Below are 26,507 nucleotides of genomic sequence, written 5' to 3' on the forward strand. Positions count from 1 at the left end.
AGACACCATGGTCCACCCGAACCCGCCCGCTCAAGGCTGGATGCCCTCGCGCCGCCACCTCATCGCCTCGGCCGGCGCTGCTCTGGCCGCGCCCTGGATCGGCGCCCAGGCCCAAGGCAGGATCGCCGGCGGCAAGCCGATCACGCTGGTCGTGTCCTACCCTCCCGGCGGCGGTGCCGACCTCATGGCCCGCACCATCGCACCCAAGCTGGAAGCCGCGCTGGGCCAGACCGTGGTGGTGGAGAACAAGGCCGGCGCCAGCGGCCAGCTCGCGGCCGGTCACGTGGCCCGCGCCGCGGCCGATGGCAGCGTGCTGCTGCTGGACGCGTCGTCGTTTGCGGTGAACCCCTCGCTGTTTCCCAGGCTGCCCTATGACACGGCCACCGCCTTCACGCCGCTGGCCGTGCTGGCTACCTTCCCCAACGTGCTGGTGTGCACGCCGAGCTTCGAGGCGAAAGACGTGAAGGACGTGATCCGCCTGGCCAAGGCCAAGCCGCTGAACTACGCCTCCTCCGGCAACGGTTCGGCCCAACACCTGGCCGGCGCCCTGTTCGAGCAGCGTGCGGGCGTGGACCTGACCCACGTGGCTTACCGCGGCGGCGGCCCGGCCATGAACGACGTGATGGGCGGCCAGGTGCCGCTGTTCTTCGCCAACGTGGCCTCGTCGCTCGGCCACATCAAGGCCGGCAAGCTGCGCCCGCTGGCCGTCACCAGCCGGCTGCGCGCCCGCTCGCTGCCCGATGTGCCGACCATGGCCGAGGCCGGCGTCAGCGGCTACGAGGTGCTGGAGTGGAACCCCATCCTGGCGCCCGCCGGTCTGCCGGCCGACGCCAAGGCCACGCTCGTGGCCGGCATCCGCAAGGCGCTGGACGACGCCGAGGTGCTGGGCCGCATCCGCCAGCTGGGCGGCGACGTGTTCGCCGACGCCAGCCAGCAGAGCGCCGGTCAGTTCATTGCGGCCCAGCAGGCGCTGTGGGCCAAGGTGATCAAGGACCGCAACATCACCACCGGATGAGCGCACACACGAACCACATCCCAACGGGCTGGGACGGCCATGTGCACGTGTTCGACCCCGCGCACCCGGCACAGGCCGGCCATTACCGGCCGGTGCTGCGCGACCTGCCCGAGATCGAACAGGCCGCGGCCCCGCTGGGCGTAGGGCACCTCGTGCTGGTGCAGCCCAGCGTCTACGGCACCGACAACGCGCTGATCCTGCGCGCGCTGGCCCGCGAGCCGGGCCGCCACCGCGGCGTGGCCGTGGTGGACACCACCGTGACCGACGCCGAGCTCGACACCATGCACGCACTCGGCGTGCGCGGCGTGCGCTTCAACCTGGTCTCGCCGGTCGGCAACGGGCCCGAGGCCTTTCGCGCGCTCGCTCCGCGGCTGAAGGCGCGCGGCTGGCACGTGCAGTGGTACGCGCGGCACGACCAGCTCGCCACCATCGCCGACCTGCACGCCGGCAGCGGCCTCACCGCCGTGCTCGACCATCTGGCCGGCCTGCACGCCGGCGTCGCTGAAGACGACCCCGCGTGGATGGCACTGCAGCAACTGGCCGACCAGGGCGCCTGGGTCAAGCTCTCGGGCTGGTACCGGCTGCAGGCGCAGGCGCCCTACGACGCACTGGATGACCACATCCGCCGCGTGGCGCAGACCCTGGGCGAGCGCCTGGTCTGGGGGTCCGACTGGCCGCACACCGCGTTCGCCCCCGACGCCCTGCCGCCCTACGACAGCGTCTGGCACCCCGTGGTGCAGGCGCTGGGCGAGGCCCGCGCCGCCAGCGTGCGCAAGGCCGGCGCCTTGCTCTACGCCTGATCCGCAGCGAGACTCGCGCCATGCGCATCCTGCTTGCCGAAGACGAAACCGAACTGGGCACCTGGCTGGTCAAGGCCCTGGGCCAGAACGACTTCCAGGTCGACTGGGTGAACGACGGCCGCCTGGTGCGCCGCAGCCTCAAGGCCACGAAGTACGACGCGCTCATCCTCGACCTGGGCCTGCCCGGCCTGGGCGGGCACGATGTGCTGACCGACCTGCGCGAGGCCGACGAGCGTCTGCCGGTGCTGATCCTCACCGCGCGCGATTCGCTGATGGAGCGGGTCAACTGCCTGCACGGCGGCGCCGACGACTTCCTCGCCAAACCCTTCGACGTGGCGGAGCTGGAGGCGCGGCTGGTCGCGCTGATCCGCCGCTCGCGCGGGCAGGAGCACCCGCGCTTTGCCTGCGGGCCGCTGAGCTACGACAGCGTGGCCAAGCAGTTCCGCCTGCAGCACGAGGTGCTGAGCCTCACGCCGCGTGAACACGCGGTGCTGCGCGCCCTCATCCAGCACCCAGGGGAGCCGCTGTCCAAGCGCGAGTTGCTGGAGCGCGTGTTCTCCGACGAGCAGGACGTGAACCCCGAGGCCATCGAGGTGCTGATCCACCGCCTGCGCAAGCGGCTGGAGACCTCGCCGGTGCGCATCGCCACCCTGCGCGGGCTGGGCTACCAGCTCGAAAGCACACCGTGACGGCGCTGGGCTGGGCCCGCGCCAGCGTGCGCCGCTTCCTGCTGGTGCTGCTGCTGCCGGGCCTGGGTGCGGTGATCGCGGGCGAACTCTGGCTGGGCTGGCGCACCGCCAGCGACGCCGCCGATGCGGCCTACGACCGTTCGCTGCTGGGCGCGGTCAAGTCCATCGATTCGAGCATCTCCACCGCCAGCGGCGGCATCGGTGTGGAGCTGCCCTACCGCATGCTCGAATTCTTCGAGCTGACCGCGCAGGGCCAGGTGTTCTACCGCGTGGCCACCGAGGACGGCCTGGTGGAGATCGGCAGCGCCGGCCTGCCCGCACCGCCCCGGCCGCTGAAGACCGGCCAGCCGCAGTTCCACGAGGGCGAGTACCTCGGGCAGGCGGTGCGCGTGGGCAGCTACGCGCGTGAGCTGAGCCCGCCACTGGCCGGGCACGCGGGGCCGCAGCGCGTGGTGATCCAGGTGGCCGAAACGCTGGAAGCGCGCAATGACTTTCGCCGTGCGCTGGTGCTGCAGTCGCTGGCGCGCGACGTGCTGCTGATGCTGGCCGCCACCGGCCTGCTGGCGCTGGCCATCGCCTGGGCCATGCGGCCGCTGGACCGGCTGCGCCAGGAGGTGGACGCGCGCGACCCGCAGGACCTGACGCCGATGGACGACACCGGCGCACCGGCCGAGGTGCGGCCGCTGGTGCAGGCCATCAACCACCACATCGACCGCCACCGCGAACAGACCGAGGCGCGCCGCCGCTTCATCGACGACGCCTCGCACCAGCTGCGCACACCGCTGACCACGCTGGCCACACAGGTGGCCTACGCCCAGCGCGAGACCGACCCGGCCGCGCTGCGCCAGGTGCTGGAGACCATCCGCGAGCAGCTGGACGAAACCATCCGCCAGACCAACCAGATGCTGTCGCTGGCGCGCGCCGACAGCGCGCCGCCGCAGCGCCAGCCCTTCGACGCCGTGACCCTGGCCGAGGCCCTGGTGCGCCAGTGGTGGGGGCCGGCACGCGAACAGGGCGTGGACCTGGGCCTGGACGCACCCGACGGCCCGCTGCCGCTCAGCGGCGAGCCCGACCTGCTGCGCGAGGCCCTGGCCAACCTGCTGCACAACGCCATCCGCCACGGCGGCGCGGGCAGCCACGTGACGCTGGTGGTGCGCGCAGAAACAGACGGCTCGGTGCAGCTGGCGGTGGTGGACAACGGTCCGGGCCTGCCGGCCGACGAACTGGCCCGCGCTGGCGAACGCTTCTTCCGCGGCCGAGGCGGCGCCCTGCCCGGCTCCGGACTGGGCCTGGCCATCGTGCGCACCGTGTCGCAGCGGCACGGCGGGCAGATGGCGGTGAGCACCGGGCCCGAGGGCCGCGGGCTGGCCGTCACGCTCACGCTGCCCGCAGCGCGGGCGTCCGAAATCACCTCGGGTTAACCCGGGGTTTTGGGCCGGTTTTCTGAAAGCACGTTGAAAGTGCCCGGTTTCTACAGTGCCCTCACCGCAGCGCCTGTGCTGCGTGGCTTCCACCCCATCGAGGAGACACCTTCATGAACTTCGCCTTCAAGCTCGCAGCCACCGCCCTTGCTGCCTCCGCCCTCACCGCCTTCGCCAACCCGCTCGACAAGACCGAGTGCATCGCCCCGGCCAAGCCCGGCGGCGGCTTCGACCTGACCTGCAAGCTGGTGCAGAGCGCGCTGCAGGAAGGCAAGTTCATCACCGACCCGATGCGCGTGACCTACATGCCCGGCGGCATTGGTGCCGTGGCCTACAACACCGTCATCGCGCAGAAGCCCGACGCGGCCAACGCCATCGTCGCCTTCTCCGGGGGCTCGCTGCTGAACCTGGCGCAGGGCAAGTTCGGCCGCTACACCGAGAACGACGTGCGCTGGCTCGCCGCCATCGGTACCGACTACGGCGCAGTGGTGGTGGCCGAGAACTCGCCTTACAAGACCCTGAAGGACGTGATGGCGGCCATGAAGGCCGACCCGACCAAGGTGGTGCTGGGTGCGGGCGGCACCGTGGGCAGCCAGGACTGGATGAAGGCCGCACTGACCGCGCGTGCCGGCGGCGTGAACCCCAAGACCATGCGCTACGTGGCGTTTGAAGGCGGCGGCGAGGCGCTGACCGCGCTGCAGGGCGGTCACATCCACGTCTTCACCGGCGACGCGGCCGAGGCACAGCAGCAGATCAAGGCCGGCGCCAAGGTGCGCATCCTGGCCGTGATGAACGACAAGCGCCTGCCCGGCGACATGGCCAACATCCCGACCGCCACCGAACAGGGCTACGACGTGGACTGGCCCATCGTGCGCGGCTTCTACCTCGGCCCCAAGGTCAGCGACGCCGACTACAAGGTCTGGGCCGACACCTTCACCAAGCTGATGGCCACGCCCGCCTACGACAAGCTGCGCAACGAGCGCGGCCTGTTCCCCATGGCCCTGACCGGCGCGCCGCTGGACGCCTACGTCAAGAAGCAGGTGGCCGGCTACCGCAAGCTGGCCGAAGAGTTCGGCCTGAACGTCGTCCCCGCCAAGTAAGCCCGGAGCCCCGCCATGAGTGACCGCGTCCTCGGCGCGGTGTGTGTTGTCGCGTCCGCCGCCATGGCCTGGGCCGCGCAAGACTACGCCGCCGCCATCTCCTACGAACCCGTCGGCCCGCGCGCATTTCCGCTGCTGCTGGCCTGTGGTCTGGGCCTCTCGGGCCTGTGGCTGGTGCTGCGGCCCAGCGCCGGCGCCGAGGCCTTCCGCGGCGTGCCCTGGGGCCCGACCGCGCTGTGCGCGGCCGCCGTGCTCGCCTATGCACTGCTGTTCCAGTGGCTGGGCTTTCCGCTGGCCACGGCGCTGATGGCCGTGCCCGTGGGCATGTCCTTCGGCGGCAGCTGGAAGCAGTCGCTCATCGGCGGCGCCGCGCTGGGCGGGGTGCTCTACCTGCTGTTCGACAAAGTACTGGACGTGGTGCTGCCCGCCGGCCCGCTGGCCACCTTGCTCGGAGGGAGCTGACATGGACATCCTGCAACACCTGGTGGCGGGCTTCGGCGTGGCGCTGAGCCCCACCAACCTGCTGATCGCCGCCATCGGCTGCTTCATCGGCACCATCGTCGGTCTGCTGCCCGGCCTGGGTCCCATCAACGGCGTGGCCATCCTCATGCCGCTGGCCTTCGCCATGAAGCTGCCGGCCGAGACCTCGCTGATCCTGCTGGCCGCGGTCTACATCGGCTGCGAGTACGGCGGGCGCATCTCGTCCATCCTGCTCAACGTGCCGGGCGATGCGGGCGCCATCATGACCGCGCTCGACGGCTACCCGATGGCGCGCAAAGGCCTGGGCGGCGTGGCGCTGTCCATCTCGGCCTGGAGTTCCTTCATCGGTTCGCTGATTGCGACCATCGGCATCGTGCTGTTCGCGCCGCTGCTGGCCAGCTGGGCGCTGTCCTTCGGCCCGGCCGAATACTTCGCGCTCATGTGCTTCGCCTTCGCCTGCATCGCGGGCCTGATGGGCGACGCGCCGGTGAAGGCCGGGCTGGCCGCCATCATCGGCCTGTCCATGTCCTGCGTCGGGCTCGATTCGAACTCGGGCGTCTACCGCTTCACCGGCGGCGACATCCACCTCTCGGACGGCATCCAGTTCGTGGTGGTGGTCATCGGCGTGTTCTCCATCAGCGAGCTGCTGCTGATGCTGCAGGAGCACCACAGCAGCACCGGCCTGGTCACGCAGACCGGCCGCATGCTGTTCAACCTGAAAGAGCTGGCCCACACCTGGTGGGGCACCGTGCGCTCCAGCGTGGTGGGCTTCGTGGTCGGCGTGCTGCCGGGGGCCGGCGCAACCATCGCCAGCGCCATGACCTACTCCATGGAAAAGCGCCTGACCGACAAGGAAGGCACGTTCGGCAAGGGCGACATCCGCGGCGTGGCCGCGCCCGAGGCGGCGAACAACTCGGCCGCCACCGGCTCCTTTGTGCCCATGCTCACGCTGGGCGTGCCGGGCTCGGGCACCACGGCGGTGATGGTGGGTGCGCTCTCGCTCTACAACATCACGCCCGGCCCGGCGCTGTTCACCCAGCAGCCCGACCTGGTGTGGGGCCTGATCGCCTCGCTGTTCCTGGCCAACGTCATCCTGCTGGTGCTCAACATCCCGCTGGTGGGCGTGTTCACCAAGGTGCTGAGCGTGCCCAACTGGCTGCTGGTGCCCGGCATCGTGGCCGTCAGCAGCGTGGGTGTGTACGCGGTGCACGCCACCACCTTCGACCTGGTGCTGATGACCGCGCTCGGCTTTGCCGCCTACCTGCTGCGCAAGCAGGGCGTGCCCATGGCCCCGCTGATCCTGGGCTTCGTGCTGGGCGACATGATGGAACAGAACCTGCGCCGCGCCCTGTCCATCAGCAACGGCGATGCGGGCATCCTGGTGGGCAGCCCGATCACCATCGGCCTGTGGACCGCGGCGGTGCTGATGCTGGTGGTGCCGGCGGGCATGCGGATGCTGTCCAGGCGCCGCCAAGCGGAAGCTGTCGCAGCCTGATCCGCGCGCGGCGTGCACGCCTCATGCTGCGGCCAGGCCCTGTCGCATCAGCAGGGCGGTGGCGGCGGGACGTTCGTGCATGAGCCAGTGTCCCGCGCCGCCCACCACCCGCGGCCTGCGCAGGGCGCCCTGCGGTGCCACGCCATCGGCCTTGTCGCGCGGCACAGCGGTGACATCGTGCTCGCCCCAGATGGTCAGCACTTCCCCCGGGTAGCGGCTCAGCGCCGGCGCGAGCGCCGCCGAGCGGGAGAACGGCTTGCTGCGAAACCGGGTGTTCAGGCAGCCGCGCCACTGGATCTCCAGGGCCAGCGCGTCCACGGCGGTCTCGCTGTGGAGCATCTGCGCGAGCAGGTTGTGCCGCATGCGGCTCGCCCAGCCCACGGGGTCGGCATCGGGGTCCAGGTTCCGCCAGGGCAAGGGTGTCACGGTCTGCCGGCGGGGACCGCCGTGTCCGGCCGGACCGATCAGCACCAGGCGCTGCACATGGTCACGCTGTGCGGCCAGCTGGGCGCTGACCAGGCCTCCGAAAGAAAACCCACCCAGCAGGATCGGGGTGCGCGCACCCAACAAAGCATCCAGCCCCTGGCGCAACTGGGCGACGAGCTCGTCGAGCCCCTGCGTGGGCGTCAATGTCGAGTCGCCGTAGCCCGGCATGTCGGGCATCCACAGAGAGAAGCTTGCGGAAAGCGCAGGTATCACGCGGGCCCAATGGAGCCAGCTGCCATGGCCCCCGTGCAGCAGCACCAGAGGCGGGCCACTGCCCACCCTGCGCCAGACCAGGTGCTGCCCGAGCACCGGCTGCGCAATGCGCTCGCAGGCCGATTCCAGCGCCTCGATCTGCTCGCGGGCGGCGGCCCGGCCCGACACACACCCCGTCACGCTCAGTCCGCCTTGATGGACTGGACCTGGATCACCTGCTTCCACTTGGCGATGTCGGCGCGGTAGAGCGCGTCGGCCACGGCCGGCGGGTCCAGCGTCAGTGTCAGCCCCTCGGCCCGGATGCGCTTGCGGAACTCTTCGCTGTCGGCCGCGCGCTGGATCGACTGGTACAGCTGCTGCACCAGGGGCGCCGGCGTGCCACCGGCCACGAAGATGCCGTACCAGACCGGCGCGGCATAGCCGGCGAGCCCCGATTCGGCGAAGGTGGGCACATCGGGCAGCAGGGCCGAGCGCGTGGCACTGGTGACGGCCAGCGCCCGCAGCTTGCCGTTGGCCAGGTAGGGCGCGACGCTGGGCAAGGTGCCGAAGGCCACGTCGATCTGCCCGCCCATGAGGTCGGTCATGGCCGGGGTGGCGCCGCGGTAGGGCACGTGGACCATGAACACCTTGGCCGTGGTCTTGAGCAGCTCGGCGGCCAGGTGGGTGGAGGTGCCGTTGCCGGCCGAACCGTAGGTGAAGCGACCAGGCTTCGCGCGCACCTGCGCGAGAAAGTCGGAGGCCGAGCGGATCGGGCTGTCGGGCCGCACCACCGCCACGTTGGGCGCATGGCCGAGCGTGGTCACCGCGCTCAGCCCGGTCTCGGCGGGGTACGGCAGCCTGGGGTTCAGGCCGGGCACGATGGCGACTGCGCTGGTGTTGAGCAGCAAGGTCAGGCCGTCGGGCACGCTCTTGGACACGAAGTCGTTGCCCACCACGGTGCCGGCGCCAGCCTTGTTGTCCACGACGACGGTCTGCCCCCACATCTTCGACAGGCTGTCGGCCAGGGCCCGGGCCATGTTGTCGGTACCGCCGCCAGCGGGAAACGGCACCACCAGGCGCACCGGTCTGGCCGGGAAGCTGGGCGTCGTTTGTGCCAGCGCGGGCACGGATGCGCAGGCCAGGCCCGCGGCCAGGACCAGTTCGCGGCGCCGCAAGGAGGCGGTTTGTGAGAGTGGGTTCATGGGGGTTTCGGAATTCAAGTTGTGAGGACCGCCAACTCAGGCAATCACGTCCTGGGCGCGCATCGCTTCGATGTCGGCGGAGGCGTACCCCAGCGCCGACAGCAGGTCCTCGCTCTGGGCACCCACAGGCTGCGGCGGGGATGTGACCGCCACCGGGCTGCGCGAGAGCTGGAAACCCGCCACCGGAACGGTCAGCCCCGCCAGCACCCCAGCCTCATCCGCGAACCGGTGCAGCACCTGGCGGCCTTGCACGTGTTCGTCCGCCAGCATGGCTTCCATGCGCTGCACCCGGGAGACCGGCACGCGGTGTTCGCGCAGCAGCGTCTCCCAGTGGTCAAGCGAAGCGGTGACCAGGATCTCGGTCAGTGCCTGGGCCTCTTCGGCATTGCCCTTGATCCGGTCCCGGTTGTTGTGTTTGACCAGGTCGGTGCGCCCCAGCGCTTCCCAGAGCCGCCGCTGCTGCCGCAGGTTGGACGCGGACACCATCAGGGGGCCATCGCTGGCCTGGTAACAACCGATGGTGGCAAACGGGTAGCGGTTGCCCTTCTGCTCCGGGTGCGCGCCGTTCCAGAGGTAGCCAGTCAGGTGCGAGCTGGCGAGGATCATGGCCACGTCCGACATCGCCACCTCGACAAACTGGCCCAGGCCGTCGCCCTGGCTGCGCTGCAGCAGCGCCGCCAGGATGGCCATGGCGGCGGTGGTGCCCGTGGCGTAGTCCACCACGGGCGCACCGCATTTCACAGGCGCCGTGCCCGGCTCGCCGGTCATGGCCATCATCCCGGAGTAGGCCTGCACCACGCCGTCGTAGGCGGTCAGCTCGCGCTTGGGGCCGGAGCTGCCGAAAGCCGAGATGGAGCAGTAGACCAGCCGCGGGTTGATGGCCGACAGGTCCGCATAGCCCAGGCCCAATGCCTCGAAGGCGCCGGGGCGGTAGTTCTCGATCAGCACGTCGGCGGTCATCACCAGTTGCCGCAGCACCTGGCGCCCCGCCTCGGTCTTGAGGTTGAGCGCCAGGGCCTTCTTGTTCGACGCCTGCGACAGGAAGGCCGTGCCCATGCCGGCGTCGTTGAGCGCGGCGTCCGAGCCCTGGTAGCGGGCCTGGTCGGGTTCCTCGGGCGACTCGATCTTGATGACCTCGGCGCCCATCACCGCCAGCTGGTAGCCCGCGAACGGGCCGGCCAGCACATGGGTCAGGTCGAGCACCCGGACACCGTGGAGAACGGGCTTCATGGCAGCCGCCTCACTTGGCGAGCACATCGGCCTTGACGATCTTGGACCAGCGCAGGATTTCGGCGCGCACGAAGGCGTCGAACTCGGCCGGCGTGCCGGTCTGCACGACCATGCCCTCGCTCACCACCTTGGACCTGAAGATCTCGCTCGCGGCGGCCTTGCGCGTCGCGGCGTTGAGCTTGTCAATCACGGCCGCGGGCGTGCCAGCCGGCGCGTAGAAGCCATACCAGCCTTCGGTGGCGTAGCCGGGCACACCGGCCTCGGCCACGGTCGGCACACCGGGATAGGCCGTGGAGCGCTCGGCCGAGGTGATGGCCAGTGCGCGCAGCTTGCCGCTGTCGATGAAGCCGCCGACCGAGCCGGAAGTGGCAAAGATCATGTCGGTCTGACCGCCCAGCAGGTCGGTGAGCGCGGGGCCCGAACCCTTGTAGGCCACGTGCTTGATCTGGACCTTGGCCATGTCGGCGAACAGCGCACCGGCCAGGTGGGACGAGGTGCCGTTGCCGGGCGAGGCGTAGGTCAGCTTGTCCGGATCGGCTTTCGCGGCGGCGACGATGTCCTTGACCGACTTGAACGGGCTGTCGGCGCGCACCACCAGCACGTTGGGCGAGCGCACGATCATGGACACGGGCGTGAAGTCCTTCTCGGTCGAGTAGGGCATCTTCGCCATCAGGCTGGGGTTGACCGCGTGCGCGATCGACGAGACCACCAGCGTGTAGCCATCGGGTGCACTCTTGGCCACCAGGTCGGTTCCGATAATGGTGCTGGCGCCCGGCTTGTTGTCCACCACGACGGGTTGCCCCAGCTCCTTGGCCATCTCCACCGCCAGCGTGCGGGCGATCAGGTCGGTGCCCCCGGCGGGAGCAAAGGGCACCACCAGCTTGATGGGTTTGTCGGGGAAGGCGTGGGCACTGGACAGGCCCACGACCAGTGCGACGGTGAAGCCTGTCGCGGCCTTGGCAAAGGCCTTGAAGCCCCGGGTGAAGGAAGGTTGCATGAATGTCTCCGGCGTTGTGCAAAGCGATGTCTGTCAAGCCCCACCGGGTCGGCCACAGACGAACCGGGGAAGCTGGGAGGACTCTAGGCGCCCAGGCCCTTCAGCACATCACTTCAATTCCACGGAATGGAAATGAAAGTCCGCCCGGATCAGGGATTTCCACGATCTCCGGGGCGACTTCACTTGCCCTGACATCGCCGGTCAACCGCCGGCCGCAGCGATCTGCTCTCTGGCCATGCTGCCCAGCCGCTTCAGGGCGGCCCTGACCGGCGGGCCGACCGGGTGCCCGACGTTCAGGCGCAGGTGCCGCGTGAAGCGCCGGTCGGCCGAGAACAGCACCCCGGGCGCCGTGCTGATGGACTGCGCCATGGCCTGGTGGTGCAGGGCCAGGGCGTCCACGCCCGGCGGCAGTTCCAGCCACACGAAGTAGCCACCCTGCGGCTCGGTCATGCGGGTGCCCTTCGGAAAACAGCGCTCGATCAGCGACCGGGCGGCCGTGTGCTGGGTTTTGAGGGCTTCGCGCAGATGGCGCAGGTGGCGCTCGAAACCGCCCTGCACCAGGTATTCGGCCACGGCCAGTTGCGGCGGTATGGGCGAGGCCAGCGAGGTCATCATCTTCAGGCGCTCGACGTGCCTGGCGTAACGCCCGGCGGCGGCCCAGCCGACCCGGTAACCCGGTGCCAGCGATTTGGAGAACGACGAGCAGTGCAGCACCAGACCTTCCTGGTCGAAGGCCTTGGCGGGCAGGGGCCGGCGCGCGCCGAAGTGCAGCTCGGCGTACACGTCGTCCTCGATGAGGGGCACCCCGTGGCGCGCCAGCAGCTGCACCAGGGCCTGTTTTTTGGCGTTGGACATCAGCGCACCCAGCGGGTTCTGGAAGGTCGGCATGAACCAGCAGGCGGCCACCTTCTGGCGCTGGAGCAGGGTTTCGAGCGCGTCCAGCCGCACACCCTCGGCCGGGTCGGTCTCGACCTCCACCGCCTTCAGGTGCAGGCGCTCCAGTGCCTGCAGCGCCGCGTAGAAGGTGGGCGACTCGACCACCACCACATCCCCCGGCTGCGTCACCGCCTGCAGGCACAGGTTGAGCGCTTCCATGGCGCCGTTGGTCACGATGAGTTCGTCGGGCAGCAGGGACACGCCGTTGAGCGCGTAGCGCCGCCCGACCTGGGCCCGCAGGGTTTCGTCGCCCGCGGTCAGCGCGCCCGAAATCTGCGCCGGGCCCAGGCGCCGCATGGCCCGCGCCCCGCCTCGCGCCAAAGCCTCGAACGGGAACAGCTCGGGCGCCGGGAAGGCCGAGCCCAGCGGCACCACGTCCACATCGCGCGTGGAACCCAGCAACTCGAACACCAGTTCGCTGATCGCCACCGGGGTGATCCGCCCGCTGGGTTGGGCCGCTTCCGGCGGCTGGCCGGTGAGCGGTCGCCGTGCGCGCACGAAGTAGCCGGACCGCAACCGCGCCTCGACCAGCCCGTCGGATTCCAGCTGTGCATAGGCCTGGAAGATGGTGGAAGGACTGATGCCCCGCTGGCGGCGCAGCTCGCGCACCGAGGGCAGGCGGTCGCCCGGGCGCAGCACCCCCGCACGGATGCTGCCCGCCAGTTCATCGGCGAGTTGCTGGTAACGCGTCAAGGTGCCGGACGACATGTCTTCGAGGACCTCCAGGGGAAGGCTCGATGGTAGGGCGGTCGAAGGCACGCGGCTCATCTGCCGCAGTGTCCGACCTTTTCCTGAAGAAGGGTCGTATCAGAAGCAGGCATATCCATGGGGAGCAGAGCACGGCTGATACGGTCGGTTTTCAATCCATCTGAATCCTGCGCATCAGAGCCCCCGGCGGCACCATGGGCGCATGTCTGCACACACCGCCCTCCCCCGCGTTCAGCCGCGCGCGGCCCTGCCTTGTGCCCAGGTGCGACTGGCCGACATGGCCGCCAGCGGATGCCTCGGCGTGGGCGTGCCCCGCCGCCTGGGTGGACAGGGCGGCCAACTGGAAGACCTGTTCCGCGACCCGGGTGCCCGCCACTGGCTGCAGGGCCTGCATCCCGCGGACCGGCTGGTATTCCTGTCCCAGCGCCTGGTGGTCGAGGCCCTGGTCAGGACCGACAACATCGGCCTGAGGGAACTGCACCTGCCCGACCTGCTCGGCGGCGCGACAGCAGGCGCTTCGGCGCTGGAGTCGCCACCCCTGGAGGCCAGGACCATGGGACTGGGCTGGCAGTTTCATGGGCTGCTGCGCGGGGTGCCCAACCTGCAATGGGATGGTTTCTCGTTGTTGCTGCCAGTGCAGACCGCAGGCCAGATCGAAGGCATGCTGCTCGTCCGCTCCGAGGAGAACGGACTCACCGTGCACCCTGGCGAGAACCCGGACCTGTGGTCGTCGGCCGCCTGCGGCGACGTGCAGTTCCAACAGACTTTTCTGCGCGCCGACGAATGGCTGGGCGACCAGCCGCTGTGGTCATCGCTGGTCCAGACCCATCAGATGCTGCGCGCCGGCTTGCACCACCTTCCACACCCGTAAACACCCACGAGGCACCCCATGCCCAAAGTCATCCCGATCCAGCCCGTTGAAGCCTGGACACCCGTTGACAAGATCCACGCCCGCTCCACCCAGGGCCTCTTCAACCGCTGGCGCTGGACCTTCGTGTGGCTGACGCAGGCTTTCTTTTACGGCGTGCCATGGCTGACCTGGAACGCGCGGCAGGCCGTGCTGTTCGACCTCGAAGCCAAGCGCTTCTACCTGTTCGGTGCCGTGCTCTTTCCTCAGGACCTCATCTACCTCGCGGCCCTGCTGGTCATCAGCGCCCTGCTGCTGTTCTTTGCCACCGCGGTGGTCGGGCGGGTCTGGTGTGGCTTCGCCTGTCCCCAGACCGTCTACACGTCCCTCTTCATGTGGATCGAACACCGGTTTGAAGGCAGCCCGCAGAACCGCAAGCGCCTGGACCAGGCGGGCTGGGGCCCGGAGAAGCTGCTGCGCCGGGGCGGCAAGCACCTGGCCTGGGCGGCGTTTGGCCTGTGGACGGGCTTCACCTTCGTGGGTTATTTCACCGCCATCCGGCCGCTGGCGGCCGACACCCTGACACTGTCCGTGGGGCCCTGGACCAGTTTCTGGGTCCTGTTCTACGGCCTGTTCACCTACCTCAACGCCGGCCTGGTGCGCGAGAAGGTCTGCCTGCACATGTGCCCCTACGGACGCTTCCAGGGCTCGCTGATGGACGAGCGCACCCTCAACGTGGCCTACGACCATCGGCGGGGTGAACCCCGGCGCGGCCATCTCGAAGACGACGACCGACCTGTGAACCAGGGTCACTGCATCGACTGCACCCTGTGTGTGCAGGTCTGCCCCACGGGCATCGACATCCGCAACGGCCTGCAGGCCGCATGCATCGGCTGCGGCCTGTGCATCGACGCCTGCGACGACGTGATGGGCAAGGTGCACGCCCCCAAGGGCCTGATCCGCATGGCCTCCCTGCACGAACTGGGTGGTGCCGCCAGCAGCCAGCGCCCCTTCCTGCAGCGCGTGTGGCGCACCCGGGTCTGGGTCTATGGCGGTCTTCTGGCCCTGGTCATCGCGGCCACCGTGGCGGCATTCGCCAACCGACCGGACGTGCGCATGAACGTCATCCGCGACCGCACGGTCATGGCGCGCCAGGTGGAACAGGGGGCGGTGGAGAACGTCTACACGCTGCAGCTGATGAACGCGTCGGACCACACCCGCACGGTGGTGGTGGCCGTGGAGCCGCCTCATCTGGTGAGCCTTCACCAACCCGTCACCGCAGAGCTGGGGCCGGCACAGGCCACCACCATCACGGCCACCGTCCGCATGCCCAGCGTCGAGGCCGCGCAGCACGCCGGCGAAGTGGTGCCCATCCGCTTCGTGGTGGCTTCGCCCGAACGGGCAGGCCAGGCAGAAGTGGACGAGCCATCCACCTTCCTGGTCCCACGGTAACCCACGAAACAAAATGGGTCAGGTCACACCCGCTCCAGCACCACCGCAATGCCCTGCCCCACCCCGATGCACATGGTGCACAGCGCATAGCGGCCACCGCTGCGGTGCAGCTGGTTGACGGCGGTGGTGGCCAGGCGGGCGCCACTCGCGCCCAGGGGATGGCCCAGGGCGATGGCGCCACCGTTGGGGTTGACGCGCGCGTCGTCGTCGGCCAGGCCGAGGTCGCGCAGCACGGCCAGGCCCTGGGCGGCAAAGGCCTCGTTGAGTTCGATCACGTCCATCTGCGCCAGCGATAGCCCGGTGAGCGCCAGCACCTTGCGCGTGGCGGGTGCCGGGCCCATGCCCATGATGCGCGGCGGCACACCGGCGGTGGCCATGCCCACCACCCGGGCGCGCGGCGTAAGGCCATGTCGCGCAGCGGCGGCTTCGCTGGCCAGCAGCGACGCGGCAGCGCCGTCGTTCACGCCAGAGGCGTTGCCGGCGGTCACGCTGCCGTCGGGGCGCACCACGCCCTTGAGCTTGGCGAGCGCTTCGAGCGAGGTGGCGCGCGGGTGTTCGTCGCGGTTCACCACCAGGGCATCGCCCTTCTTCTGTGGCACATGGACCGGCACGATCTCGGCATCGAACACGCCCGCCTGCTGCGCCGCCAGGGCCTTGGTCTGCGAGGCCACGGCCATGCGGTCCTGGTCGGCGCGCGAGATGTTGAACTCCATCGCGACGTTCTCGGCCGTCTCGGGCATGCTGTCCACGCCGTACTGCGCCTTCATCAGCTTGTTGACGAAGCGCCAGCCGATGGTGGTGTCCTCCACGCTGTTGGCGCGCGAGAAGGCGCTGGTGGCCTTGGGCATCACGAACGGCGCGCGGCTCATGCTCTCCACACCGCCCGCGATCATCAGCTCGGCCTCGCCGCTTTTGATGGCGCGCGCCGCGGTGCCCAGCGCGTCCAGGCCCGAACCGCACAGGCGGTTGACCGTGGAGCCCGGCGTCGAGACCGGCAGGCCCGCCAGCAGCGCGCTCATGCGCGCCACGTTGCGGTTGTCTTCGCCGGCCTGGTTGGCGCAGCCGTAGACCACATCGGCCACCGCATCCCAGTCCAGGTTCGCATGGCGCTCCATCAGGGCCCGCAGCGGGACCGCGCCGAGGTCGTCGGCGCGCACGCCGGAGAGAGCACCGCCGTAGCGGCCAAAGGGGGTGCGCACGGCGTCGCAGATGAAGGCGTGGGTCATGTTGTCTCCGTTCAGGGAAGTTGGGCGCTCTGGTGCAGTTGCCAGATGCGGGCGAGCAGCGCGCGCGCCGGGGTCTCGCCGATCACCGGCGTGGCCAGCTCCATCAGCTTGCCTTCGAGGTCGGCGTCGGAAAGCGGCAGTTCCGGGTCGCCCTTGCGGTCGGGCTGCAGCAACGTGAGCTGGCGGCCATCGCGCAGGGTGATGGTCACGTGCGCACCGCGCCGGGCCGGGAAGGCGGCGTCCACGGCGAGGTCCAGCGCCTTGTGAATGCGCTGCATCAGCGCCCGCGTGGCCGGGTCGTTCAGCCGGTCCGGCTCGAAGGCCGAAAGGCGCACGCTGCCGTGCACCAGCGCGGTGGCCACCATGTAATGCAGGCTGAAGCGGGCCTGGTCGGCGTTCTGCGGATCCACGTGGGGGGCGATGTCCAGCGTGGGCTGGTAGACGCCGAGCGCCACGCGCTCGATGTCCGCGTGGCGGAAGCCGTGCTGGCGCTGCAGTTCCAGCGCGCCGTCGATGGCCGCGAAGGTGTGGCCGCAGCCGATGTGGTTCTTGAAGGTCAGGCGGGTGATGTGGAAGTCGCTGCCCAGCGTGGCGCCGACGGCGGACCAGTCCGGCCCTTCGCTCATGGCCTGGCCCAGTCCTGATTCGCCTTCGAGCACGTCGAGCGAGCTGCGCATGCCGCCCGCGGCCAACTGCGCCGCCAGCACGCCGGCCTCGGCCGCGCGCCCGGCGTGCAGCGGTTTGGCCATGGCCTCCAGGCGGAAGGCCTGCTGCAGACCCGCTGTCATGGTGGCGGCGATGGCCAGCGCATGGGCAAAGGCCGATTCGTCCAGCTTCAGCAGGCTCGCCGCCGCCGCCGCGGCGCCAAAGCTGCCCATGGTGCCGGTGTTGTGCCAGTACCTGTAGTGCGGGCGGCCCATCACCACGCCGATGCGGGTGGAGATTTCGTAGCCCAGCACCACGGCTCGCAGGAACTCGGGGCCGCTCGCTCCCACCGTCTGGGCCAGGGCCAGCGCGGCGGCGATGGTGGCAGCACCGGGGTGGTACATCGCATCGCGGAAGCTGTCGTCCACCTCTGCGGCGTGCGCGGCGGTGCCCTGGATCAAGGCGGCGGCACGCGTGGTGGCTGGTCGCCCCTGCACCAGCCGGGCCGCGCCCCGGTCCAGGTCGTCGGCCATGGTCTGCATCAGCACCTGCACCGCCGGGGTGTCGAGGCCCGGGTAGATCGAGGCGTACCAGTCGATCACCGCGCGCTGGGCGTGGTGCGCCACCTCGGCGGGCAACGGTGTGCGGGCAAAGCCAGTGGCAAAGCGTGCGAAGGTTTCAACGGCGTGCATGTTCAGTTCTCCGTGGTGAGCAGGTGGCGCAGGTCGCCGGCCACAAAGCCTGGTCCGCTGAGCCCGGCCAGCCACCGCAGGTCGTCCTGCAGCGCATCGACACCGCGCTCGTGCGCCCAGAACACCGGGCCACCCTCCCAGCGCGGGAACCCATAGCCGTTGACCAGCACCACATCCACGTCGGTGGCGCGCTCGGCCACCCCCTCGGCCAGCAGCAACGCGGCCTCGTTGACGATGGCCAGCAGCGCGCGGCGCACGATCTCGTCGTCGCCGAGCTCGCGGGGCTGCAGACCCTTGTCCGCGCGGGCCTGCGCGATGAGTTGATGCACCGCTTCGTCCACCTGCGGGCCCTTGCCGCCTTCGGGGTAGCGGTAGTAGCCCGCACCGGTCTTGCGGCCCAGGCGACCGGCTTCGCACAGGCGGTCGGGGATGTGCACATAGCGTGCACGCGGGTCGCGCGTGGCGGCCTGGGCCTGGCGCATGCGCCAGGCGATGTCCAGCCCCGACAGATCGGCCACGGCGAACGGCCCCATGGCAAAGCCGAAGGCCTGCAGCGCGGCGTCGACCTGTTCGGGCCAGGCGCCCTCTTCCACCATGAACTCACACTGGCATCGGTAGGCCGCGTACAGGCGGTTGCCGATGAAGCCAAAGGCGTTGCCGGTCAGCACCGGCAGCTTCTTCAGCCGCTTGCCCAGCGCCAGGCCCGTGACCAGCGCGTCGGGCGCTGACGCCTGGCCGCGCACCACTTCCATCAGCTTCATGACGTGGGCCGGACTGAAGAAGTGCAGGCCGATCACGTCCTGAGGCCTTGACGTGGCCGCGGCGATGGCGTCCAGATCGAGGTACGAGGTATTGGACGCCAGCACCGCGCCCGGTCGCGCCACCGCGTCGATGCGCCGGAACACCTGCTGCTTCACCCCGAGGTCTTCGAACACGGCTTCGATGACCAGATCGGCACTGGCCAGTTCGGCCCAGTCCAGGCTGGTCTGCAGCCGCGCCTCCAGCACGGCGGCGCCACTCGCATTCAGCTTGCCCATCTGCACCCGGCCAGCGTAGTGCGCGTGGATGCGCGCAGCCCCCCGCTCCAGCGCCGCGGCGTCCTGTTCCAGCAGCAGCACGCGGTAGCCCGCGTCCAAGGCCGAGATGGCGATGCCCGAACCCATGGTGCCCGCGCCGATCACCGCCACGAGTTCCACGGCGCGTGGCACGGCGCCGTCCAGGGACGGATGCTTGGCGCTGTCGCGTTCGGCAAAGAACTGGTGCCGCAACGCGAACGCCTCGCGCGAGACGCGCAAGCGCTGGAACACCGCGCGTTCGTCGGCCAGGCCGTCATCAAAACCGACATGGGCCGTGGCCGTGATGGCGTCTATGGCCGCCAGCACCGCAGGCCGGCGCTTGCCGGCTTTGAGCGCAGCGGTCGTGGCTACCCCCACCTCCGCGCTCTGGGTGGACGGCACAGCGCGTTCGCGCACCAGCCGTTTCTCTCCCCTGAGCTGTCGGGCGTGCGCGACCGCAGTTGCGCGCAGGTCTTCGGTGGCGATCTGGTCCACCAGACCGGCCTCCAGCGCGGCCGCAGCGGGCACACGTTCGCCCGAGCAGATCATGCGGATAGCATGCGGAATGCCGACGATGCGCGGCAACCGCTGTGTGCCCCCGGCGCCGGGGATGATGCCCAGCGTGACCTCGGGCAAACCGACCACGGCGCCCGGTGCGGCCACGCGCGCATCGCAACCCAGCGCCAGCTCGAAGCCCCCGCCCAGCGCGGCGCCATGCAACGCGGCGACCACCGGCTTGCCACAGGTCTCGATGGCCGCAATCACAGCCGGCAGCTGCGGCTCGGTCAGCGGCTGACCGAACTCGCGCAGGTCGGAACCCGCGATGAAGGTGTTGCCCGCGCCGATGAGCACCGCGCCTTCGAGCGTGTCGTCGCTGCGCAGGGTCTCGATGGCGGTCATCAGCCCCTGCCGCACGGCAGCCGAGCCGGCGTTGATGGGCGGGTTGTGAATCACGATGACGGCGATCCCGCCGTCCCGTTCCAGGTGCACGCGTGGCGTCATGCGGGTTCCTCAGGCCAGCACGACCACGCCGTCGGCGGCGCTCACGCCCAGGCCTTGTGCGCGCACGAACACCGGGTTGATCTCGGCCTCCACCAGGCGGTCGCCCAGTTGCGCCGCCATGCGGGAGAACGCCACGATGGCGTCCACCAGCGCCTCCACGTCGGCCTTGGGCCGGCCCCGGAAGCCGTCGAGCAGCGGCCAGGTCTTGAGGTCCTTCGCCATGGCCAGCGCATCGGCGCGGCTCAGCGCGTGCAGGCCCTGCGCGTCCTGCGTCAGCAGGCGCATGGTGGTGTCCTTGAACAGCTCGGCCGTCACACCACCCATGCCCAGCAGCACCGCCGTGCCCAGCGCGTCGCGGTGCATGCCCAGGATCAGCTCGGTGCCGCCGCCCACCATCTCCTGCACGAGGAAGCGGTCCGGGCGCACGCCCGCCTTGGCCTGCACGTCCGCGGTCATGCTTACCAGGCGTTCACCCACGGTCTCGGGCGTGAGGCCGATGGCCACGCCCCCCACATCGCTCTTGTGCGTGATCTGCGACGAGAGGATCTTGAGCACCACGCGGCCACCCAGCTCGCGCGCCGCGGCCGCGGCTTCGGCCGGCGTGGTGACGATGCGCTCGGCCGCACAGGGCACCTGGAAGCGCGCGAACAGCTGCTTGGCCTGGGCCTCGTCCAGCGAGCCCGAAGGCAGATCGCCCGTGTCGACGACACCCACCGTGTCCTTCTCTTCGACCGGTGCCACAAAGCTGCCGACCCTGAACATGGCAGCCAGTGCCGCGGTGCAGCTCTCGGCCGCAGAAAAGGCGGGCACGCCGTGGCGCGTGAGCAGCGCGCCCACTTCGGGCGCGTGCGGGCTCACATAGGCCATTACCGGCTTGTCCGAATCGGGCAGGCAGTCGCGGATGGCGTTGGCCATCAGCTCGGGCATGGCCAGACTGGACGAGCCGACGATGATCACCAGCGCGTCGTAGCTCGGGCTGGCCAGCAGGGCGCGGATGGCACCGCGCAGCAGGTCGGGCCGCAGGCCGGCCAGGGTCACGTCGATCGGGTTGCGGTCCAGCACGGCCTCGCTGCCGGTCTGAAGCGCGCGCAGCGCCTCGGCCGTGGCCGCGTCGGGCGCGGGCGTCTCGAAGCCGGCCACCCCCAGGTCGTCGGACACCAGCGTACCGGCGCCGCCGGTGCTGGTGAGGATGGCCACGCGCTGTCCGCGCATGTGGCGACCGGTCGCCAGGGCCACGGGGATGTCCAGCAGGTCGTTGAAGGTCTGCGCACGGATCACGCCCACCTGCTTGAACAGCGCGTCGTACATGCGGTCGGCGCCGGCCATGGCACCGGTGTGCGAGACGGCGGCCTGGGCGCCCGCTTCCGAGCGGCCGATCTTGAAGGCCACCACCGGCTTGCCCTTGCGCGCCGCCTTGAGGCAGGCGGCCCGGAACTTGGCGGGGTCGCGCACGGTTTCGACGTACAGCGCAATCACCTGGGTGGCCGGGTCGTCGGCCAGGTGGTCGATGAAATCGGCCAGCTCCAGGTCCACCTCGTTGCTGGTGGAGATCAGCTTGGACAGGCCAATGCCCCGGGCCGCCGCCCGCGACAGCAGCGAGCCCAGGATGCCGCCACTCTGCGACACCACGCCGATGCCACCCACCGGGAACTCATCCATCTCCAGCGCGCCGGTGGCCGAGAGCACGATGCTGTCGGTGAGGTTCACCAGCCCGATGGTGTTGGGCCCCAGGATGCGCATGGGCCCGGCGGCCTCCACCAGCTGCTTCTGGCGGCGCGCCCCGTCTTCACCGGTCTCGGTGTAGCCGCTGGCCAGCACGATGGCCGCCGCGCAACCGCGCGCCGAGAGATCTTTCACCGCCAGGTGGGCACGCTCGGCACCCAGCAGCACGATGGCCACATCGGGCGTTTCCGGCAACGAGGCGATGTCGGCGTAACACGGCAGGTCGCCGATGCGGTCGGCCTTGGGGTTCACCGGCAGGATGCGGCCGGCATAGCCGTGCTTCTGCAGGTAGGCCACCGGGCGGCCGGCGGTTTTGGCGGGGTCGGCCGAGGCGCCGATGATGGCGACGCTGCGCGGCTGCAGCAGGCGGGAAATCGCGTGGATGGGCGCGTCCATGGTCTTCACTCCTTGCCTGCGGTCTTGGCCAGAAACGCTTCCACCGAGGCGCGGTGCTCGCTGCTGGTGTAGCAGATGCCCTGCGCCTGGCTGCCCTGCGCGAACACGTCGTGCGAGCTCAGCTCGAAGCTCTGGTTGAGGATGGTCTTGGTCAGCGCGATGGCCGTGCTCGAGGCCTGGCTCAGCTCGGCGGCCCAGGCCTGGGCGTCGGCCAGCAGCGTGTCGGCGCCGGTCTTGCGGTCCACGATGCCCAGCGCCAGCGCCTCGTCCACCTTGACCTGGCGGCCAGTGAAGATGAGTTCCTTGGCCTTGGCCAGGCCCACACGGCGCGGCAGGAAATACATGCCACCACCGTCCGGGACGATGCCACGCAGCACATACGACCAGGCGAAACTCGCCCACTCGCTGGCGATGATGAAGTCGCAGGCCAGCGCGGTGTCGGCCCCCAGGCCGGAGGCCGCGCCATTGACCGCGGCGATCACGGGCTTGGGGCAGGTGTGCAGCAGGGCCTGCGTGTGGTGCACGCGCTGCTGGCGGTGCCAGCCGTTGAAGCCCACCTCGCCGGCCGGGGCGTTCATGCGCTTTTGCATGCCGCTGATGTCGCCACCGGCGCAAAAGCCTTTGCCGGCGCCGGTGAGCACCAGGGCGCGGATCGCCTTGTCGGCGGTCACCGACTCCAGCGCATGGATGAATTCCGAGCGCATGCCATCGCTCATGGCGTTGCGCTTGTCGGGGCGGTTGAGGGTGAGCGTGGCAACGCCTTCGCTCACGGTCAGTTCGATCAGTGTGTAGTCCATATCAGGTACCCGCGGCTCAGTCGGCCTTGATGTTGTTTTCCTTGACGATCTTTCTCCAGCGCGCCTCTTCGGCCTTCACGTAGCGGTCGAACTCGGCGGGATCGGAGGCGTTGACCACCAGGCCCTCGTGCTCCACCTTCTTCACGAACTCGGGGCTTTGCGCGGCCTTCCTGATGGCGGCATTGAGCTTGGCGATCACGGGGGCCGGCGTGCCGGCGGGGACGAAGAAGCCGTACCAGCTCTCCACCGAGTAGCCCGGCACCGTGGCGGCCACGGTGGGCACCCCCTTGAAGGCGGGCGACGGCTCGGGCGTGGTCACCGCCAGGGCGCGCAGCTTGCCCTGTTCCACCATGCTGGACACCGCGGCGGCGGTGCCGAAGAACAGGTCCACCTGGCCACCGAGCAGGTCGTTCATGGCCGGGCCCGCACCGCGGTAGGGGATGTGCAGCAGGTCGGCCTTGGTGAGGTTGACGAACATTTCACCGGCCAGGTGGGCCGAGGTGCCGTTGCCCTGGGAAGCGTAGGTCAGCTTCTTGCCCGACTTCACCGCGTCCAGCACGTCCTTCACCGACTTATACGGGCTTTCCGTGCGCACCACCAGCACGTTCGGGCCCCGGCCAACCAGGCTCACCGGCGCGAACGCGGTGTCGTTGTTGTAGGGCAGCTTGCTGAGCAGGCTGGGGTTCACGGCGTGCGCCATGGTGGCGATCACCAGGGTGTAGCCGTCCGGTGCGCTCTTGGCCACCAGGTCGGTGCCGATCACCGTGCCGGCACCGGGCTTGTTTTCGACGATCACCGTCTGGCCCAGCGCCTGCGACATGCCCAGGCCGAGGGTGCGGGCGATCAGGTCGGTGCCACCGCCGGGGGCGAAGGGCACGACGATGCGCACCGGCTTGTCCGCCGGGTACTCGGCATGGGCCGCACCGGCGAACGCCGCCAGACTCAGGCACAGGCCGCTGGCCAGGCCGCGCAGGGAAATGGGAAAGAACTTCATGGGGTGTCTCCTGGGTGGAATGGGGGTCGGGAGCTGCCTCTGGTTCGGCGCCGCATCGACCGGTTGGGCGAGTCCTGAGCTTATGAGTGCATGGTCTTTTTGAGACCCACCAATTTCCATTCAGTGGAATTTAGAATGACCTTGTGAACGAGTGAAATGCCACCCAGACACTTGGGTAAACCCTCGAAAGGCACGCCATGAACCCGCTCGAAGAACACCCCGGCCGATCGGCTTCCAACCGCTCCCTCCTGCGTGGCGCCGACATCCTGCGCGCCTTCCGGCCGGGGTCGGACCTGCTGGGCAACGGGGAGATCGCCGAGCGCACCGGCCTGTCCAACTCCACGGTGAGCCGCCTGACCCAGACCCTGGTCGCGGCCGGCCTGCTGCAGCAGGACCGCGCCCGCCGCGCCTACCGGCTCGCGCCGCTGGTGCTCAGCCTCGGGCATGCGATGCGATCGGGCTCGCAGGTGCTGGCCATCGCCGCGCCGCGCATGCGCGCGCTGGCCGAGCGCGAGCGCATCAACGTGGGCCTGGCCTACCCCGACCGGGACGAGATGGTCTACCTGGAGTCGATCCGCTACAACCGCCGCGTCGCCCTGCGCAACGTCGTGTCCGGCCAGCGCGTGCCCATGGAACTCACCTCGCTGGGCCGGGCATACCTGGCCACGGTGCCCGACGAACGCTACGCGCTGCTCGAACCCATCTTCAGGAAGCGCAATGGCCGGCACTGGCCCGAGATCAGACGGGCCATCGAAGCGTCGACGGACCACATGAAGTCCAAGGGCTACTGCTGGGCCAGCTGGCAACCTGAGGTCCTGGCGCTGGCCACCGCGTTCCCCTCTTCCGAAGGCATCTGCGTCATCAACGTCAGCATGTCCACGCAGGAACAACCCGAGCGCTGGATCAGGACCCTCGCCCCCCATTTGCTGCGCCTGAAAGAGGACATCTGCCTGGAGCTGTCGAAGCTGCCCGAACCTTAAGGTTCTTCGGCACTGCCTCCCGTCCACCAGACTGCCCGCAGTCGACCCCTGTCCCGTTGGGCAGGGCCCCGTGCGCCGCCGCGCGGCGCCTCGCTCGCTGGACCGGCGCACCGGGGCGCCCTGCGCCGCTCATGTCCCCCGACGGCCTGCGGCCGTCTCCTCCTTTACTTCGCTCTGCAGGACACCCCGGTGCGCCGGTCCGGGGGTTGGCGCGCGTGGCGGCGGTCATTCACTTTTCAGGTTGACCTGTTTCGGCCAGGAGCAGCCAGAGATCAAACGGGTAAGCAGTCACTCAAACACCTGAGTTAAGCCGCGCTGCGAAGCGGCGTCGGCTTGAACGGCATCCGCCGCTGTGCGCTGGAGGTGCGGGGCCGCTCCAACCACAACAAGGCCACCTGCGCACTGGCCAACAAGCTCGCGCGCATCTGCTACGCCACGCTGCGCGATCACGCGCCGTTTGACGAGGCCGCCAGACTGACCAAAAAACAAAGCCGGCAGAGCTTCCTCATGCCGGCCTGATTCGCCCCAAAGCGCTCACTCCACGCCCTGTTCTCTTCGATTCACTTGCGACGGGTTTGATCGACCATCATGGCCAACCGGGTTCCTCCCACACCGCACTACGCCGATAACTCTTCCGGCAGCTTGCCTGCCGCTTGAAGCGTGTGGCGACGCGGTGACGCAGATTCTTTTGGCGCCACGGGACATTGACGATCCCACTCCAGATGCCGGATATACGACTGCAGGTGCTCTACCCCAAGGTCCCCAATCGGTCAGGCTCTTGCTGTTGAGGGGGAGTCCATATATGAATTGTTAGGGCGTACTTACCTGCGTGCCAAATAGGCAAGCCCGGCAACGGTCATAGTGCTGATCACTGCCATTGCGCCTACAACAGCTCCTTTTGCAAAGCCAGCTTCCTGGCCGCGAATGTAACCCTTTTCCTCGCCAGCCGTGTAAGCCTTGAATTCGACTGTGCGGTCAGCGGAGGAAATGAAATCTTCCGCGGCTTTGGACATTTCAGGCTCTTTCATCATTCGCTCAAGTAGAGCTCTTGCCGCTTCCGGAGTGAGTCGGCTCAGGTCTGCAAACTCTTTCAGTTTCTTTGGATCATTAAGTATGTCTTTCGCGTTCTTTGGGATGTCACTCATTTGAGCTCCTTTTGGTTGGTGCGATGAAACTGTTCTGTACGCCCTAACGTTTGACTTCAGCGGCGCCGAAGGCGTCCGCTGGAAGTAACGGTTGGACGAAGGCGGTTCACAAATCATTCAAATGACCGAGCGCGCAGGATAGCTTGCTCCGCCAGATCGAAGGAGCATGCCCAGAGTTTGCTTCCTGTGTATCCACCATAACTATTCTTCGCATTGATCGTCACGGTGTAGGAGATGCTCGGGAACCACCCTCGGGCGGTCTCGTAGTCTGGCTCCGGCCCACGCGCTCGAGTGACCTCACCTACTCTCGCTGACTCAGGGTCTTTCAGCATTGCCATGATTCGGGCAACACAAGCTCTCTTGTTTGCCTCAATCACATCGGTAGGCGGAGGCGCTGCTGGAGGCATAGCATCGATCTGCTTCTGCACCTTCGCTCTTGCCTCAGCGATATTAGTCACCGTGCTTGAACCTGACTTGCCTTTACATGCATCCGAGAACATGTGCTTGTAGTCTCCGCAGTCGATGCCGACCGCTGGTTTCGCCTCGATTTTCTTAGCGTCAGGGGCACAAGGTGTTTGACTGAACGTGCTCCCGCATTTGTAAATTGTCTGCGCGTGGACTGGTACACAGAAAAAGAATCCCACGATTAGAAAGTGAACAGTTTTCAAAGTAACTCCAAAGATTCTGGCGTCCAACGTTTGAGCTGAGGGGCGCGCGCAGGTGTGGCGCTTGGCCTGCGAGGCCGATGATATGAACCACGGCCTCGCAGGCCAAGTGCCATGCCGGAGCGCGTCCACTCGAGT

23 protein-coding genes are annotated in these 26,507 nt (G+C 69.0%); 11 read left to right on the top strand and 12 right to left on the bottom strand.

Annotated elements, in window-relative coordinates:
• Nucleotides 1–7 precede the first annotated feature (7 nt).
• From HPS01S_RS17870 to HPS01S_RS17900, 7 genes are all read left to right on the top strand, one after another.
• The gene (locus HPS01S_RS17870; protein ID WP_066159125.1) at nt 8–1,015 is read left to right on the top strand and encodes a tripartite tricarboxylate transporter substrate binding protein; all 1,008 of its coding nucleotides are present in this window, start codon (nt 8–10) and stop codon (nt 1,013–1,015) included.
• Nucleotides 1,012–1,815: an amidohydrolase family protein gene (locus HPS01S_RS17875; protein ID WP_066159128.1), complete on the top strand. Its 804-nt coding sequence runs from the start codon at nt 1,012–1,014 to the stop codon at nt 1,813–1,815. Before HPS01S_RS17870 ends, HPS01S_RS17875 begins: the two co-directional genes overlap by 4 nt.
• 20 nt (nt 1,816–1,835) lie before the next feature.
• The gene (locus HPS01S_RS17880) at nt 1,836–2,504 is read left to right on the top strand and encodes a response regulator (RefSeq protein WP_066159131.1); all 669 of its coding nucleotides are present in this window, start codon (nt 1,836–1,838) and stop codon (nt 2,502–2,504) included.
• On the top strand, nt 2,501–3,925 hold the full coding sequence (locus HPS01S_RS17885; protein WP_066159134.1) for a sensor histidine kinase: 1,425 nt from the start codon (nt 2,501–2,503) through the stop codon (nt 3,923–3,925). Before HPS01S_RS17880 ends, HPS01S_RS17885 begins: the two co-directional genes overlap by 4 nt.
• 113 nt (nt 3,926–4,038) lie before the next feature.
• Nucleotides 4,039–5,025, top strand: a complete 987-nt coding sequence (locus HPS01S_RS17890) for a Bug family tripartite tricarboxylate transporter substrate binding protein (protein ID WP_066159137.1) — start codon at nt 4,039–4,041, stop codon at nt 5,023–5,025.
• A gap of 15 nt (nt 5,026–5,040) precedes the next feature.
• A complete protein-coding gene (locus HPS01S_RS17895) occupies nt 5,041–5,487 on the top strand; it encodes a tripartite tricarboxylate transporter TctB family protein (protein ID WP_066159139.1) in 447 nt (148 codons plus the stop codon).
• Between the two features lies 1 nt (nt 5,488).
• Nucleotides 5,489–7,000, top strand: coding sequence for a tripartite tricarboxylate transporter permease (locus HPS01S_RS17900; RefSeq protein WP_066159142.1), 1,512 nt, complete (start codon nt 5,489–5,491; stop codon nt 6,998–7,000).
• Nucleotides 7,001–7,021: 21 nt separating this feature from the next.
• Here the strand turns inward: HPS01S_RS17900 and HPS01S_RS17905 are convergent, their stop codons facing one another.
• From HPS01S_RS17905 to HPS01S_RS17925, 5 genes are all read right to left on the bottom strand, one after another.
• Nucleotides 7,022–7,879, bottom strand: a complete 858-nt coding sequence (locus tag HPS01S_RS17905) for an alpha/beta fold hydrolase (protein WP_169803956.1) — start codon at nt 7,877–7,879, stop codon at nt 7,022–7,024.
• Between the two features lie 2 nt (nt 7,880–7,881).
• On the bottom strand, nt 7,882–8,880 hold the full coding sequence (locus HPS01S_RS17910; RefSeq protein ID WP_084397498.1) for a tripartite tricarboxylate transporter substrate binding protein: 999 nt from the start codon (nt 8,878–8,880) through the stop codon (nt 7,882–7,884).
• Between the two features lie 36 nt (nt 8,881–8,916).
• Nucleotides 8,917–10,110 carry a CaiB/BaiF CoA transferase family protein gene (locus HPS01S_RS17915; RefSeq protein WP_066159148.1) on the bottom strand — a complete coding sequence of 398 codons (1,194 nt, stop codon included), beginning with the start codon at nt 10,108–10,110 and terminating at the stop codon, nt 8,917–8,919.
• Between the two features lie 10 nt (nt 10,111–10,120).
• A complete protein-coding gene (locus HPS01S_RS17920; protein WP_066159151.1) occupies nt 10,121–11,107 on the bottom strand; it encodes a tripartite tricarboxylate transporter substrate binding protein in 987 nt (328 codons plus the stop codon).
• A gap of 201 nt (nt 11,108–11,308) precedes the next feature.
• A complete protein-coding gene (locus tag HPS01S_RS17925; RefSeq protein ID WP_255284243.1) occupies nt 11,309–12,751 on the bottom strand; it encodes an aminotransferase-like domain-containing protein in 1,443 nt (480 codons plus the stop codon).
• 202 nt (nt 12,752–12,953) lie between these two features.
• On the opposite strand from HPS01S_RS17925, the gene HPS01S_RS17930 reads away from it, so the two are divergent.
• Together HPS01S_RS17930 and ccoG are read left to right on the top strand one after the other, a co-directional pair.
• Complete coding sequence (locus HPS01S_RS17930; protein ID WP_079366007.1) at nt 12,954–13,622, top strand: hypothetical protein; 669 nt, start codon at nt 12,954–12,956, stop codon at nt 13,620–13,622.
• Between the two features lie 18 nt (nt 13,623–13,640).
• Complete coding sequence (gene ccoG, locus HPS01S_RS17935; RefSeq protein WP_066159156.1) at nt 13,641–15,050, top strand: cytochrome c oxidase accessory protein CcoG; 1,410 nt, start codon at nt 13,641–13,643, stop codon at nt 15,048–15,050.
• A 23-nt stretch (nt 15,051–15,073) separates the two neighbouring features.
• On the opposite strand, the gene pcaF is transcribed toward ccoG, so the two are convergent.
• From pcaF to HPS01S_RS17965, 6 genes are read right to left on the bottom strand one after another with little or no spacing between them, the layout of a single operon-like run.
• Nucleotides 15,074–16,276 carry a 3-oxoadipyl-CoA thiolase gene (pcaF, locus tag HPS01S_RS17940; protein ID WP_066159162.1) on the bottom strand — a complete coding sequence of 401 codons (1,203 nt, stop codon included), beginning with the start codon at nt 16,274–16,276 and terminating at the stop codon, nt 15,074–15,076.
• An 11-nt stretch (nt 16,277–16,287) separates the two neighbouring features.
• On the bottom strand, nt 16,288–17,613 hold the full coding sequence (locus HPS01S_RS17945; protein WP_066159165.1) for an MmgE/PrpD family protein: 1,326 nt from the start codon (nt 17,611–17,613) through the stop codon (nt 16,288–16,290).
• A 2-nt stretch (nt 17,614–17,615) separates the two neighbouring features.
• A complete protein-coding gene (locus tag HPS01S_RS17950; RefSeq protein ID WP_066159168.1) occupies nt 17,616–19,670 on the bottom strand; it encodes a 3-hydroxyacyl-CoA dehydrogenase NAD-binding domain-containing protein in 2,055 nt (684 codons plus the stop codon).
• Between the two features lie 9 nt (nt 19,671–19,679).
• Complete coding sequence (locus tag HPS01S_RS17955) at nt 19,680–21,788, bottom strand: acetate--CoA ligase family protein (RefSeq protein ID WP_066159225.1); 2,109 nt, start codon at nt 21,786–21,788, stop codon at nt 19,680–19,682.
• Between the two features lie 5 nt (nt 21,789–21,793).
• A complete protein-coding gene (locus tag HPS01S_RS17960; RefSeq protein WP_066159171.1) occupies nt 21,794–22,585 on the bottom strand; it encodes an enoyl-CoA hydratase/isomerase family protein in 792 nt (263 codons plus the stop codon).
• 16 nt (nt 22,586–22,601) lie between these two features.
• Complete coding sequence (locus tag HPS01S_RS17965) at nt 22,602–23,579, bottom strand: tripartite tricarboxylate transporter substrate binding protein (RefSeq protein WP_066159174.1); 978 nt, start codon at nt 23,577–23,579, stop codon at nt 22,602–22,604.
• A 197-nt stretch (nt 23,580–23,776) separates the two neighbouring features.
• Here HPS01S_RS17965 and HPS01S_RS17970 point away from each other — a divergent pair, with 197 nt between their 5' ends.
• Both HPS01S_RS17970 and HPS01S_RS17975 read left to right on the top strand, forming a co-directional pair.
• Entirely contained in the window at nt 23,777–24,559 is a 783-nt protein-coding gene (locus HPS01S_RS17970; protein ID WP_066159176.1) for an IclR family transcriptional regulator, read from the top strand.
• Between the two features lie 333 nt (nt 24,560–24,892).
• Entirely contained in the window at nt 24,893–25,078 is a 186-nt protein-coding gene (locus tag HPS01S_RS17975) for a hypothetical protein (RefSeq protein ID WP_066159179.1), read from the top strand.
• Nucleotides 25,079–25,380: 302 nt separating this feature from the next.
• On the opposite strand, the gene HPS01S_RS21870 is transcribed toward HPS01S_RS17975, so the two are convergent.
• Nucleotides 25,381–25,704, bottom strand: a complete 324-nt coding sequence (locus tag HPS01S_RS21870; protein ID WP_157576435.1) for a hypothetical protein — start codon at nt 25,702–25,704, stop codon at nt 25,381–25,383.
• Nucleotides 25,705–26,507 lie beyond the last annotated feature (803 nt).

It is taken from the genome of Hydrogenophaga pseudoflava NBRC 102511, assembly GCF_001592285.1.
Taxonomy (GTDB): Bacteria; Pseudomonadota; Gammaproteobacteria; order Burkholderiales; family Burkholderiaceae_C; genus Hydrogenophaga; species Hydrogenophaga pseudoflava.

Bases quoted from the DNA above. Each gene is read 5' to 3' on its own strand.
- HPS01S_RS17870 (WP_066159125.1), top strand. From the start codon at position 8: ATGGTCCACCCGAACCCGCCCGCTCAAGGCTGGATGCCCTCGCGCCGC.
- HPS01S_RS17875 (WP_066159128.1), top strand. From the start codon at position 1,012: ATGAGCGCACACACGAACCACATCCCAACGGGCTGGGACGGCCATGTG.
- HPS01S_RS17880 (WP_066159131.1), top strand. From the start codon at position 1,836: ATGCGCATCCTGCTTGCCGAAGACGAAACCGAACTGGGCACCTGGCTG.
- HPS01S_RS17890 (WP_066159137.1), top strand. From the start codon at position 4,039: ATGAACTTCGCCTTCAAGCTCGCAGCCACCGCCCTTGCTGCCTCCGCC.
- HPS01S_RS17895 (WP_066159139.1), top strand. From the start codon at position 5,041: ATGAGTGACCGCGTCCTCGGCGCGGTGTGTGTTGTCGCGTCCGCCGCC.
- HPS01S_RS17900 (WP_066159142.1), top strand. From the start codon at position 5,489: ATGGACATCCTGCAACACCTGGTGGCGGGCTTCGGCGTGGCGCTGAGC.
- HPS01S_RS17910 (WP_084397498.1), bottom strand. From the start codon at position 8,880: ATGAACCCACTCTCACAAACCGCCTCCTTGCGGCGCCGCGAACTGGTC.
- HPS01S_RS17915 (WP_066159148.1), bottom strand. From the start codon at position 10,110: ATGAAGCCCGTTCTCCACGGTGTCCGGGTGCTCGACCTGACCCATGTG.
- HPS01S_RS17920 (WP_066159151.1), bottom strand. From the start codon at position 11,107: ATGCAACCTTCCTTCACCCGGGGCTTCAAGGCCTTTGCCAAGGCCGCG.
- HPS01S_RS17925 (WP_255284243.1), bottom strand. From the start codon at position 12,751: ATGTCGTCCGGCACCTTGACGCGTTACCAGCAACTCGCCGATGAACTG.
- HPS01S_RS17930 (WP_079366007.1), top strand. From the start codon at position 12,954: ATGTCTGCACACACCGCCCTCCCCCGCGTTCAGCCGCGCGCGGCCCTG.
- ccoG (WP_066159156.1), top strand. From the start codon at position 13,641: ATGCCCAAAGTCATCCCGATCCAGCCCGTTGAAGCCTGGACACCCGTT.
- pcaF (WP_066159162.1), bottom strand. From the start codon at position 16,276: ATGACCCACGCCTTCATCTGCGACGCCGTGCGCACCCCCTTTGGCCGC.
- HPS01S_RS17945 (WP_066159165.1), bottom strand. From the start codon at position 17,613: ATGCACGCCGTTGAAACCTTCGCACGCTTTGCCACTGGCTTTGCCCGC.
- HPS01S_RS17950 (WP_066159168.1), bottom strand. From the start codon at position 19,670: ATGACGCCACGCGTGCACCTGGAACGGGACGGCGGGATCGCCGTCATC.
- HPS01S_RS17955 (WP_066159225.1), bottom strand. From the start codon at position 21,788: ATGGACGCGCCCATCCACGCGATTTCCCGCCTGCTGCAGCCGCGCAGC.
- HPS01S_RS17960 (WP_066159171.1), bottom strand. From the start codon at position 22,585: ATGGACTACACACTGATCGAACTGACCGTGAGCGAAGGCGTTGCCACG.
- HPS01S_RS17965 (WP_066159174.1), bottom strand. From the start codon at position 23,579: ATGAAGTTCTTTCCCATTTCCCTGCGCGGCCTGGCCAGCGGCCTGTGC.
- HPS01S_RS17970 (WP_066159176.1), top strand. From the start codon at position 23,777: ATGAACCCGCTCGAAGAACACCCCGGCCGATCGGCTTCCAACCGCTCC.
- HPS01S_RS21870 (WP_157576435.1), bottom strand. From the start codon at position 25,704: ATGAGTGACATCCCAAAGAACGCGAAAGACATACTTAATGATCCAAAG.